Below are 12,364 nucleotides of genomic sequence, written 5' to 3'. Positions count from 1 at the left end.
ACCCTCTTTGCTATCGTTTCATGCCTATGACCGTGGTCATCATCTCATCCACGGTAGTAATAATTTTAGCATTGGCTTCATAAGCAGTCTGCAGGGTAATCATGTCAACAAATTCCTCGGAAATATCCACGTTGGACATCTCAAGAGCATAGGATGACAAGGTGCCAAGGCCGTTTTCCCCGGGTTTATTGGTGATGGCTGCCCCGCTTTCCGTTGTGGCTGAATAAAGATTGCCACCCTCATTTTCAAGGCCGTTTACATTGTTAAAGTCTGCCAACGCAACTTTGAACAAGGCGATCTCCTGGCCATTTGAATAGCTACCGGAGACAAGGCCGTCGGATTCCACTCCAATCCCGGTGAGATCCCCTGATGCATAACCGTCTGCATCCTGGTATGTGGTGGAAGAAGAAGTGGCGTACTGGGTGGAGGATAATGAATCATTAACCCAGTTGTTGCCGTCAAATTTTGACCCGATATTAAATGAGATGTCCATTTCTGTTGCGCCGAACTCGCCGCCGAGAAAATCAGCCGTAAACTGGAGATATCCTGTATCTTCCGCCTCGTCGGATGTCACTGTGCGCCATGAAGTGGAGCCTTCAATATCAAAGGTAATAACACTTCTGTCTTCCAAAGGATCGGTGTCTGTGCCGGATTTAAGCTCTTCGTCAAACGTGAAGACAATGTCTTCCTTATCATCCTCATTGCCGGACCCATCAAGGTCGATGGAACAATATGTGGCGTCGCCTGAAAGGGTTGCATCGCTGTATTCTGACGGCGGGGTATCAGGGTCCACCTTAAAAGTAAGCTTATCACCGTCTACCAGGACTCCTGATGCGAGATGGGCGTCTACGTCTATGGTAACTTCGGCATCGTCGAAATCGTCCTCCTCGTTGAAGTTAATCTCAATATTGTAAGTACTGGTGGTGGGAGTGGAAATTTTCGCATTTGCATATTCGGCAGGGGGTGTTGGAACAATAGTAAAGCTGAAAGATTCAGAGTCTGTAGTGGACAGTGTTGTATCGTCATCCAAGGTAATTTCTATGGTAGATGGATCGCTTGAAGGATCATCGTAGATGGTTAGCGTCAGCACCGAACCATCAGTCGACTCCTCGACGTCTATGCTTTGAGTGGAAGTGGAATCCGATTCACCGGTCCAGGTAGGAGTAGCCGTAGGATCATATGTAACGGTATAGACGGTAGCCAGGATTCCGGCACCCTCACTACCGGATGTTATGTCGCTCACTTCCAAACTACCGAAGTACTCCTCATCGTAGGATAGCCCATCTTGAAGATCAGTCTCTTTTAAGTCCTCGTTCCAGTCCCATGCCGACCCGTCCCAATACAAACTGACATCGGCCACCATGGACATCGCACTTACATCCTTCTCCGAGTAAGAGATTCCCTTGTCAACTAAAGTCTCCGTATCTATTATAGCCGAGTCCAATTCAAAGCTCACTTCAGAGATCAGTGTCGGATCGGGATCGGCTGTAGCACCGTCCGGATTATTCCAGGACCAGGTTTCAGTGTACGGGTTCCAGATAATGGAAAGGTCTTCAGCATCTGTTGTCATCACACTGGGGTCGTTAATGGACACCGTAGTATTGTTGTAGACATCGCCCACGTAAACTGCATTTTCAATATCCTGAACATGCAGTTCCGTGGGATCATTAACATCAAAGGTGAGAGTATCCCCGGACATGGCATATTCATCCAGGGAAATTTTTACATCCGCCTCTTCGTCTCCACCGCTGGATTCAGGATCAAGCACCAAATAAACGGTATTCGCATCAGAATAGATAATCTCTGCGTCTTCATATGCGGTCGGCAAGTTAGTTTCATCAAGGACCCAGTTTTCACCGTCATATGTCATTGAAATGCCGTAACCATCCAACTGAATGACCTCGGAATCTTCAATTTCAAAATGCACGTCGTCCACGGCATTGTTTCCAGATGAGACCACGTTGCCAATCAACCCGGTGAGTTCTTCCATGGTCATGGTAACGATTTCACCAGAACTTTCGGAAAAGGAAATGGTGCCCCTTGCCAGAAGTCCTGCAGCGTCCGTATCTGCCACAAGGGCACGATTATCTTCATCGGGATCCGTGGCAATAATGTATTCCCAATCGGTATCGGATTTCTTATCGTAGTAAATAGTAACTTCATGGGAAGAACCCAGGGAATCATAAACCGTGACCACAGTCTGGTATTCATAACCATCCGAATCCACCGTAGTGCCGTCTTCCTCATCATATTCAAACAGATTGGACAAAACCGTGGCCATAGACTCGGCATCGGAATCCAGATTGGTAATTACCGTAATTTCCTCCGTATCATCCGGCGGGCTTGTAAACTCGGTCAATATCAGGTCGGTAACGGCCCCGTATTCCTCTCCAGTATCGCCTTCAACATACCACCCCTGGACAATATACCCTTCGGAAGTGACAAGCGCGCCGTCTTGATCAAATGAGAAATTACCGGCCCTTGTATAAAAAGTTTCCTCAGATCCTAATTCGGAAACAACAAAGAAACCATCCCCGCCAATGGCAAGGTCCGTTGCATTACTTGTGGTTTCAAGGGAGCCATCGGTAAACACCTGGGCAACATTGTCAACGTTCATACCAAGCCCCACCTGGGAAGCACCGGCATTGGTGCCGATGGTCTGGTAAAGGGTATCGGCAAAGGTAGCGGTTCCTTTTTTAAATCCAAGTGTATTGATATTTGATATATTATTACTTGTGACCTGAAGTGCATTGCCTGTGTTGCCTAACCCGCTGGTGCCGGCATAAAGGGAACTGGTTAATGACATGGGGGCCTCCTTAGCATGGATAAAGTTTTATTCATTGAGTAGATCCGGTAAAATTTGTACGTCTGCCTGTTTTTATTCAACAGCGGTTATGCTTGATACAGATACCAGACGTCCGGTATCTCCAATTTCAAGGTATTGGGTACCGTCCACGGAAGTGATAGCACTCACATCTCCGGAAATAGCGATGGAGGTTCTTCCTGTATCCGCTGTAACCTTGTAGTAATAAAGTCCGTCGGAGCTCACGTGACCGCTGCTTGTCAGCCCGTCCCAGGTGACCTCATTTTCTCCGGTGGTTGTATCATCAGCTGAGATTTCAATGGTCTCAACTTCTTCATCATCAGCATTATAAATTGTCACTCTGACATCGGATGCGGCTGTCAGACTAAAGCCTAGTGCATCTCCCTGGACCTCGCCGTTTTCCACCTGAACAATTGGATAACTGGAAGAGACCGTGGTGCCAAGATATTCAAGAACGGAAGTCGAATCACCGGAAGGCGAAGCCGAAGAAGGCGTTACGGTGGTAACATCATCCGGATCCACCAGTACGCCGTTGATCACCAGGTATCCTTTACCGTCCTGGTATGATACCGCATCCACGTTTCCGGACAGATAGGATTTTACCTCTTTGTAGCCGTCCCCGGAATTGGCCATAACCACGTAAGAATATTCACCGTCATCCAGACTGTTACCAGCATCATCCGTGCCATCCCAGGAGATGAGATAGGATCCGGCCTCAACTTCACCCTGGGACAGCGTGGCCACCTTGGTACCATCGGAGTCATACACATACACCATGACCTCAGCAGGTTCATCAACCTCGTAAAAACCGGGAGTTACAGATCCGCTATCAATGGTCATTGAAGTCACGGTCGCGGTTACTGTCAGTCCTACAAATGAATTGGCATCAATATCGTTTTCGGAATCCTCAACATCCCCTGCCATTTCATCAAGTTTGTCATTAATATTAATCAACTGTTCAACCTGAGAAAACTGGGCCAACTGATCTGTGAACTGTTCCGTATCTGCCGGATCGAGGGGATTTTGATTTTCAAGCTGGGCCACTAAAAGCGTTAAAAATTCTTCGTTGCCCAATGAAGTTGCCGAACCGGTGTCACTTGTTGAGGTCGTCTCAGCATCATAAGCCTCATAGCTGTTAACCATTGATGAAAGTATCGAACTATCAGACATGACTGCCTCCTCTGGCTGTTATTATTAAATTCTTTTAATGATGGATTCGGTGTTTTAAAGTGCTAAAGTCACTTATCCTGATCTTTCTCTGGTCTTGTCCTTGATCTTAACTAAACCAAGAAAAGTGCCTAAAAGGCCTACGCTTAAAAAATACAGCCGGATATATTAAAATAACTCATATGATTAGTTCTTAAATAATTAACTTTAAATAAACGATACAAGATAAATAACAGCAATATTCGAAAACAATCTAATGATATAAAAATTTATATTTATCCCCACAGAAAATATTAAACCGTTTGCATTCTGTATTTTACACGTGGCATTTTTTACCTATCCCAATAGTCTAATTCAGATGACGAACAAGGGCACAGCGAATAGTCAGATAATATTTTACTAAAAAAATATCATATTATTAGTACTAAAAAAAAGATAATATTATTAATAAAAACAGATAATTATATAAAATTAATTGTATGATATATATTTAAAACGATATTTTGTTATCTAAAGGATATATACGCTAAGGGCGATACGAGATTCAATACGCGGAAGAATTTGCCTGTCAATGGCTGATAATATTTTTAAGGAGAAAAATCATGGCAACCGGTACCATCACCTCACTTGGACTTGGGTCTGACCTTGATCTTCAAAGCCTGTTAGACACCCAGCGGGAAGCGGATGAAACCATTGCAGGAATGACGCTGGATGAGATCGAAGAACTGCAGGCTGAAGAGGAAGCTCTGTCTTCAGTTCAAAGTGAGCTTCTGTCCATGAAGTCCAGTGCGTTGAACCTCTCCTTATCTTCCACCTATCTTTACCGAAGCGTAACTTCATCTAACGATGACATAGCAACGGCGACGGTACTTGACGGAACACAGACCGGCAGTCACAACGTTGCCACCTCCCGTCTTGCATCTGCCAGTTCATACATGTCAGATGGGTTTGCATCTGAATCGGCCACCGTCTATGTGCCCACCACCCAGCAATCCAGCGATAGTTACAGCACCGTGACGAATACGGTTCTTGAAGAGGGTGAGACACTGACGATCAGTTACGGGAACGAAGATGATCCGCTAACATTTACCATCACCGGCACCGCAGGGGGCATGAGTGTTGAGGGTCTGCTTTCCGCCATCAATGATGACGCAACCATAAGTCAATATGTAACAGCTAGTACCTACGAAGATGAAGACGGCATACATCTTCAAATTGATTCCGCTACCAGCGTTACAGGAGAAGATGGCCGTGTGAACGTCGAAGGATCGGACGGGGTTACCTCATTCACGGCACCCAAAGAAGAGCTCTCATTCACCGTAGGTGATGGTGAAATTTTTACCCTCTCAGTACCGGCAGAAATCTCCCTTGAAAACTTAGCAGAACGTATTAACGAAGCTGAAGACAATCCCGGCGTAACGGCAACGGTCATTTATACCGGCACAGGAGACAACCCCTATCAGCTGGTTTTGGAAGCCGATGATACCGGAGAAGACAGCAGAATCACCATTTTGAATCAGCCGAATGGCTTAGGTCTAAGCGAATCAAATGGTGAAGGGTACGCCATGATCGGGGATAACGCCATTTCCTTTGAAACGGCCGTAACCATAGATGACACCAATAATACCATTGCTTTTGAAGAGGTGAATGAAGACGGAGAAGCCGTTTCATTAACTGCAGATATTGATGCAGGGGATTACGGAACCCCAGAAGAACTTGCCGAAGCGGTTGAAAAAGCATTGGAAAATGCATCCAAAGAGGATGGAAACAATTCAGATTACCGGGTGGAAATTGACTCTGATACAGGCTTAATGTCAATTTCCGAGGCCGGAACCCTTGAAAGTGTGACCCTTGACTGGGAAAATGCAAACAGTACAGCAACTGCCATCCTGGGATTCACAGAGTCCCAAACTATAACACCAATGGATGCCTCGCTCAATGCCATGCTCACCGTTGACGGCATCACTTACCAGCGCCAGGATAATACAGGAATTAATGACATTATCGATGGCGTGGCCCTGAAACTTTACTCCACGGGTTCATCTACCATTACCGTAGAAAATGACACCGAAGACATTGTAACTGAATTAACGTCCCTTGTTGACACCTACAACACGCTGCTGACTGAAATTGATGAGAATGATGATTACAACGAAGAGGAAGAAAGCTGGGGCACTCTGGCCCAAAGCTCTACCGTTAGAACGCTAGAGCAGACCCTTCAGGATCTGATTACAAGCACTGTGGATACAAATGGATCTATCACCAACCTATTGGACATTGGTATTGAAATTAGTAATGACGGCAGCCTTACCCTGGACGAAGACGCCCTGAATGAAATATTAAGCAACAGTTATGATGAGGTCGTTGCTTTGCTTAGGGGTACGGATGATGAAGAAGGACTGGGGGATATACTCAATGACTCCTTTGGCAGCTATGCCTTGTCCGGTGGATATCTTCAAGATGAAATGGATACCATTGAAGATAAGGTGAGTCGGCTGGGAGAAGATTATCAAGAGGATATGGAACGTATTGAAAAAAAATATGAAAGGATGGCATTAGAATACACGGAACTGGACTCTTATCTTTCAGAAATTGCCAATATACAAAGCTACATTGACACCATGATGTCCACAAGTGATGAATAAAAATCGGCTTTAATGGCCATCGGCTGACTATTCTATCAACACCCCGCTGAACCCATAAAAAAGGCGGACTTTTTATCTTTAAATTAAGTTAAAAGTCCGCCTTTTTAAGTTTCTGCTTAATTAACCTATTCAGTGATGGGAATCACCTTTATCATTGACCGTGTCATAGGCCGCCTTAAGAAAGCAATAGGTCATGCCTACCCCTAAAATGGAAATGGCATACCAGAATCCACCAAAGAAAATTGAATGGCCGATGTCCCAGGCCCATTCAAAACAAAAGGGAAACATTATAACCTCCTTTATTAGTTTTGAGCTGCCGTGTCGGCAGATTCGTTAAGTTCCAATTCCTGGGGAAATACCGGCAGATACCGGTATGCAACGGCGATCAGGATAATTCCGTAAGCAACAGGTAAAATGGTGGTCGCCACTTCCTGCCAGCTTGGTATATACAATGCCCAGGTGTCAAAGGACAGCACAGGCACAGCCATGATCTGAAGCACCATAACCCACCGGTTCAGACATACACCAATCACGCCCAGAATGATGGCAATGGTTCGGGTGGCAGGATTTTCCCGGGTGCTTTTATTAATCAAAAGCAGCCCCGGAACAACACCGCACAGAATCACTTCGGTAATAAGAATCCAGTATCCGTAGAACCCGTTGTTGCTGTAAAAATGGCCCAGTTTAAAGCCCATGGAAGGTGCGGTTACGAACGCCCAGTAAATGGTATCAATGATCTTGGCAATAATATAGGTGGTAATCATCCACCCGGAAATTTTTGCCAGCAGATTGACGGTTTTATCTCCCACCAACTTTTTACCGGTGATCATTTCCGTAATCTTGGTCACCAGCAAGGTGAAGCAGGGACCAAATGCTGCGGCAGACCAGGTAAACAGGAAAAAGGTCCAGGGCCAGATTAAAAGGCCTTCGCGGTAGGCAAAAGGACGGCCAAACATAACGCCGGCCACACCACCCAGGGACCCCTGGTGGAAAAAACTTAAAAAAGCGCCGGTGGCGGCAAATACGGCCATCACCCCGTGCATGTTGTGCGCCAGGTGGTGAAAAAACGGCACTTTGTTGACCTGGCGATTTTCCAGGATATTGGGAATAAATTCAATGGTCAGTACTGCAAAATAGCAGGACAGACAAAAGGCCACCTCTGTAAGCATGGAATGCACATTGGCATGCCAGAAAATAAACCAGCCGCGCAGCGGCTGCCCAATATCAATGGCCAGGATCAGCAAGGCTGAGCTGTAGCAGATAAAGCCAATGATCACGGCAAAGTTGATAATATTTTTCAGATCATCAACCTTGAAAATATATTTCAAAAGACCTGTGAAAAAAGCACCGCCACCAACCGCAATGACAGCCAGATCAGCCCAGATCCACAGGGCAAATCCGTAGTAATCGTTCATGTTGGTCTGATTCAGGCCTTTAAACCAGCACAGAAACATGGCATAAACGCCCCAAAGCAGTACAGCACCCACGATGATAATGCCAATCATGAATATCGGGAATGCACACCGTTTGGCGCCTTCGGGTATTAATGCATCATCCATATCTAATTACTCCTAAATAGTTTTATGCAAGTTAACCATGGGATGAAGACGCCCCATGATGGGTTTTAACATTTTCCCACTCACCTTTAAGGTAGTTGTCCCCGGCCTTTCTGACCCATTCCCGCTCAGACATGTAATACACCTTGGGGTTAGTGCCAAGACGTTCAAGCAGCCTGAAAACTTTCGGGTTTCTGGATTTACCCACAACCTTGTGATTCATGGGGTCAGGATGGGGATCGGGTTTAACGATCTGATGGACCTTGTGAGCCGGGTTATTCAGGTCACCAAACACAATGGCGCCTGCCGGGCACGCGGTGGTGCAGGCGGTCTGATACTCCATCTCTTCTATTTCACGGTCTTCGACAATGGCCTGTTCCCGGGCCAACTGATACCTGTGGTAGCAAAAGGAGCATTTTTCAACCACCCCGCGCATACGCGGAGACACATTAGGGCTTAAGTATTTTTCCATTCCCTCGGGCCATTTTGGATCCCACCAGTTAAAGTATCTGGCATGGTACGGGCATGCCCCCATGCAGTACCGGCAGCCAAAGCAACGGGTATAAATCTGGCTGACAATACCTGTATCATAACCGTAGTCGGTTGCAGTGGCAGGGCATACGGATACGCAGGGAGAATGACCATGGTCACCGATTCCGCCGCAGTGCTGGCAGGGACGGGGCAGGTAAACTATCTCAGTTTCCGGGAAGGACTTTCCATTGGTCAGTTTGTACACCCGCATCCAGGTGATGCTGTCCTTTTTGTTGGATTCATCCTCCTTAAACGGAACGTTATTCTCGGACATGCACGAGACCATGCAGGCACCGCATCCCGTGCATTTGTCCAGATCAATAACCATTCCGAACTTATGGACTTTTTTATTTTCTATCATCAGAACCTCTTAAAATGATTTCGTAAACAGTTTACGCCTTGGAAAGGGTGGCTTTAATTCCAAAGGCAGCATCCAGTCCTGAACCAGGCTCGATGACCGGGCCGATCAGATCATTGACATTGACACCTTTACCGGCCACGTAAGGATTGTTGAAGGTATGTCCAAGTCCCCTTGGCATACCGATCACGCCGGCCATAATACCTTCATTAAGGCCGATTTTCACCTTTACCGTTCCCATGGCGGTTTTAAGGACAGCAACATCACCGTCTTTCAAGGCGCCTGCAGTGGCCGGATTAATTTCAACAACACTGTATTTGCCTGAAAGAACCGTATCGGAAACGGTTTTAACAGCAAAAGGAGAAGAAATCATTGAACCGCCGGCAAGCCGCATCTTATCAACAGGTACCAGGGTGAAATCGCCTTCACCCATGGGAACGTCAATTTTGGGAGCGGAGGAAAGGAAAGTAAAATCCGTTACAGGGGTCCCCACAGGCGGCTTGTCATCAATGACGACATACCCGTCGTCGGACAGGGTATCCCAAATGTCGCCCGTCACTTCTTCAAGGCACGCCTCATAGGAGTCCCAGGAAAAACCTTCAGCAATGCTGTCGCCCATAGCCTGGGCAAGAAGGATCAGTGTATCGCCAGGATGTTTAGTGTCAAATACGGGCTTAACCATGGGCCGACACAGTCCCACGACTGTTTTGGCAAGGCCGGCACCGGAAACGACATCTTCGAGGCGTTCAAGGAAAATGGATGCAGGCAAAATCACATCAGACTTAAGGGCTGTTTCATCCATGAAAGAACTGAAGCTGACCTTGAATCCAACCTTATCCATGGCGGCCTTGACTTTTTCAGTATTGTTCAAAGCATAACAGGGATTGGCATTATAAATAAACAGGGCCGAAAGGCCGCCATCCTTTTCAAGCTTGTCAACCAACTCAGTAACGGAACCGGCAAGTTTAGCCTTTCCTGCGCCCTGTTCAGCAGTATCGTCCATTACATTTTCGGGAAATTTTAAATAACCGGCCGGCCACATGACAAACACACCACCTTCTTTATTCAGACGTCCTGCCAGGGCATTAAGGGCCTGGACTGCGGCGAATTCACGAAGGCTTTGCCCCACATCTCCCCTGCCCTTTCCCGGCACGGCCACAGGTGCTTTGGCCTTGATGAACGCCATGGCAAGGGCCTCAACATCCGCAGCTTTGACACCGGTGATCGCCTCTACCTTGTCCGATGTATACTCTTTCTCCAACATAGCAGAGAAAGCCAACTTGTTTACGTCCCCGGAAAGCGAATCCTTTGCAATCTTAGTCTTTGCAAGCAGTACCGCACAAAGACCCAAGGCCAGATCTGCTTCAGTGCCGGGTTTCACGGCAATGATTTTATCGGCGGCATTGGCCGTATTGGACAGTCTGTAATCAACCTGTACAAGCTTGGCCTTGCGCTCATGCCTTGACGCATTGGCCTGGATACAGGCAACAGGTGACCCCCAGCCCTCAATAATTGCCGCACCGAAACTTAAAATGAAATCGGAATGATCAATATCAAATCCAAGGCTTCGATCTGCGCTGTGAAGGGCGGCAGCGGTCAGCGCCAGATTGGATTCGAGGCTTGGCATGGTATACGTATTGGGAGAGCCGAACGCATCCATAAACCGCCTAAAAAGCTGGGCCATGGAACCGTTGTCGGCACCGGAAATCAGCCCCAGGGATTCAGGTGTACCGCTTTCACGGATTTCACCCAATTTCCCGGCCACAAGTGAGATGGCCTCATCCCAGGAAATTTTTTCAAATTTATTCCCGTTTTTCTTTAACGGGGTTTTTATCCTCGCAGGATCATAAAGATACTGCAGACCGGCAATGCCGTGTAGACAGGCACCACCGTTATTAATGGGGTGATCGTCAAGGCCTTCAATTTTAACAGGCCGTCCGTTTATTTTTCTGACGCTGATACCGCAGGCACCTGGACACAGGCTGCACACGGACCGGTCATAGGTTATTTCTCCGTCTTCAGGGACAGGGGTCCAGGGCCAATTCTGGGTCCAGATGGAAGAATCATCTGTCAGCTTGACACCCACAGGGGAAAGCGCGATGCCGGCCGCCGCGCCAAGTCCCAATCCCAAGAAGCTTCGTCTGTCAATTTTCATAAGTCATCCTTTATAAACTTTGAAATTTTTGTCCTTGAGGTATCTTACTTGTGGCACTGGAAGCAGTAGCCTTTATGACCCATTTCTTCCAGGTGGCAATCCGCACAGTCATCCATCTTCATACGATCCCAGGAATTCTTTTTGATCCCCCAGATATTTTTGCCCCAAATATCACGGCTGTAGCCGGTAATTCTATTTTCCTCATAGGGCCGCGAAGATGAGGTCTCTCCAATGTGACCATGACAGGTTTTACAATCCATGCCGCCTGCAACGATATGAGCTGCATGGGAAAAATACACGCAATCAGGCTGTTTGGCATAAATCAGCCAGGGCACTTCTTTTCCTTGGGCCACATACTCCTCTGCAAACACGGCTTCGTCGTCGGTTTCTCCCATGGGTTCATCCGTATGGCATTCCATACAGGATTCCAGGCCCGGAATTCCGGAGAATGTACCGTCTTCTCTGAGAAAATGGCAAGTTTCACAATCACCTATTTCTTCGACATGAAGGCTGTGATCGAAATTAAAAGGCTGCTCCTTTTTTGAATAAAGCAATTTTGGAAACAGCAGCCAGCCCGACAGGAAGCATACCAGAAATGCCCCCATAAAAAAGATGACGCCAAGGCCTAACCCCTTGTCATCTTCTGGACCATTGTTGATGCCGTGGTGAGCACCCCCCCCAGGATCATCGTTTGCTTTGTTTTCTAGTTCACTCATGAAAACTCCATCAATGTTAAAATGTTGATGTTACCATACCTTTGCGGCCAGAGGATAAACCCCAGGCCAATATTTTGCGCAGAACAGCATTTGCCATGCCAATTTTCTGCAATACGTCCGGAAAATACAAATTCGGTCATTCTATATTAATATATGTTTCCCTTGTCAAGTTTAATTGGGAAACCCTTGCCCCGGAACGGCCTGAACAAAAACGGATTCAAAATTATTTTCTTTGGTTATTTGCATCTTTTATACAATCATATAAGGCGTTAAAAAGAATAACCGGACAAAATGTAATTTTTCGTAAAAATTTTGATGGAGGCAGATAGAGTAATTTTCTATAGTAAAAATTTTAAAAAAAAACTCCGGACACATATTTGAGTATGCGTCCGGAGCTATGCTTTGAATACGA

Annotated in this window: 8 protein-coding genes; 1 reads left to right on the top strand and 7 read right to left on the bottom strand. The window is 46.6% G+C overall.

The window, feature by feature from the left end:
* Positions 1-10 precede the first annotated feature (10 nt).
* On the bottom strand, positions 11-2,806 hold the full coding sequence (locus tag EYB58_RS13640; protein WP_111956232.1) for a flagellar hook-basal body complex protein: 2,796 nt from the start codon (positions 2,804-2,806) through the stop codon (positions 11-13).
* A gap of 72 nt (positions 2,807-2,878) precedes the next feature.
* Positions 2,879-3,994: a FlgD immunoglobulin-like domain containing protein gene (locus EYB58_RS13635; protein ID WP_111956230.1), complete on the bottom strand. Its 1,116-nt coding sequence runs from the start codon at positions 3,992-3,994 to the stop codon at positions 2,879-2,881.
* Positions 3,995-4,593: 599 nt separating this feature from the next.
* Here EYB58_RS13635 and fliD point away from each other — a divergent pair.
* On the top strand, positions 4,594-6,636 hold the full coding sequence (gene fliD / locus EYB58_RS13630; protein ID WP_111956228.1) for a flagellar filament capping protein FliD: 2,043 nt from the start codon (positions 4,594-4,596) through the stop codon (positions 6,634-6,636).
* A gap of 129 nt (positions 6,637-6,765) precedes the next feature.
* Here fliD and EYB58_RS23230 read toward each other — a convergent pair whose 3' ends face one another.
* From EYB58_RS23230 to qrcA, 5 genes are read right to left on the bottom strand one after another with little or no spacing between them, the layout of a single operon-like run.
* On the bottom strand, positions 6,766-6,924 hold the full coding sequence (locus EYB58_RS23230; RefSeq protein ID WP_165477771.1) for a hypothetical protein: 159 nt from the start codon (positions 6,922-6,924) through the stop codon (positions 6,766-6,768).
* Between the two features lie 14 nt (positions 6,925-6,938).
* Positions 6,939-8,195, bottom strand: a complete 1,257-nt coding sequence (gene qrcD, locus EYB58_RS13625) for a menaquinone reductase integral membrane subunit QrcD (RefSeq protein WP_111956226.1) — start codon at positions 8,193-8,195, stop codon at positions 6,939-6,941.
* Positions 8,196-8,226: 31 nt separating this feature from the next.
* Positions 8,227-9,084, bottom strand: coding sequence for a menaquinone reductase iron-sulfur cluster-binding subunit QrcC (gene qrcC, locus EYB58_RS13620; protein WP_111956224.1), 858 nt, complete (start codon positions 9,082-9,084; stop codon positions 8,227-8,229).
* 31 nt (positions 9,085-9,115) lie between these two features.
* Complete coding sequence (gene qrcB / locus EYB58_RS13615) at positions 9,116-11,236, bottom strand: menaquinone reductase molybdopterin-binding-like subunit QrcB (protein WP_111956222.1); 2,121 nt, start codon at positions 11,234-11,236, stop codon at positions 9,116-9,118.
* A 44-nt stretch (positions 11,237-11,280) separates the two neighbouring features.
* Complete coding sequence (gene qrcA, locus EYB58_RS13610) at positions 11,281-11,952, bottom strand: menaquinone reductase multiheme cytochrome c subunit QrcA (protein WP_111956220.1); 672 nt, start codon at positions 11,950-11,952, stop codon at positions 11,281-11,283.
* Between the last annotated feature and the right edge of the window lie 412 nt (positions 11,953-12,364).

The sequence above is a fragment of the Desulfobacter hydrogenophilus genome (assembly GCF_004319545.1).
In the GTDB taxonomy this organism is placed as follows: Bacteria; Desulfobacterota; Desulfobacteria; order Desulfobacterales; family Desulfobacteraceae; genus Desulfobacter; species Desulfobacter hydrogenophilus.
The sequence above is the reverse complement of the archived record's forward strand: the minus strand, read 5'-3'. Positions and strand labels throughout refer to the sequence as shown.

What these genes read in the sequence shown, in the direction of transcription:
- EYB58_RS13640 (WP_111956232.1), bottom strand. Translation starts at nt 2,806, where the DNA reads ATGTCATTAACCAGTTCCCTTTATGCCGGCACCAGCGGGTTAGGCAAC.
- EYB58_RS13635 (WP_111956230.1), bottom strand. Translation starts at nt 3,994, where the DNA reads ATGTCTGATAGTTCGATACTTTCATCAATGGTTAACAGCTATGAGGCT.
- fliD (WP_111956228.1), top strand. Translation starts at nt 4,594, where the DNA reads ATGGCAACCGGTACCATCACCTCACTTGGACTTGGGTCTGACCTTGAT.
- EYB58_RS23230 (WP_165477771.1), bottom strand. Translation starts at nt 6,924, where the DNA reads ATGTTTCCCTTTTGTTTTGAATGGGCCTGGGACATCGGCCATTCAATT.
- qrcD (WP_111956226.1), bottom strand. Translation starts at nt 8,195, where the DNA reads ATGGATGATGCATTAATACCCGAAGGCGCCAAACGGTGTGCATTCCCG.
- qrcC (WP_111956224.1), bottom strand. Translation starts at nt 9,084, where the DNA reads ATGATAGAAAATAAAAAAGTCCATAAGTTCGGAATGGTTATTGATCTG.
- qrcB (WP_111956222.1), bottom strand. Translation starts at nt 11,236, where the DNA reads ATGAAAATTGACAGACGAAGCTTCTTGGGATTGGGACTTGGCGCGGCG.
- qrcA (WP_111956220.1), bottom strand. Translation starts at nt 11,952, where the DNA reads ATGAGTGAACTAGAAAACAAAGCAAACGATGATCCTGGGGGGGGTGCT.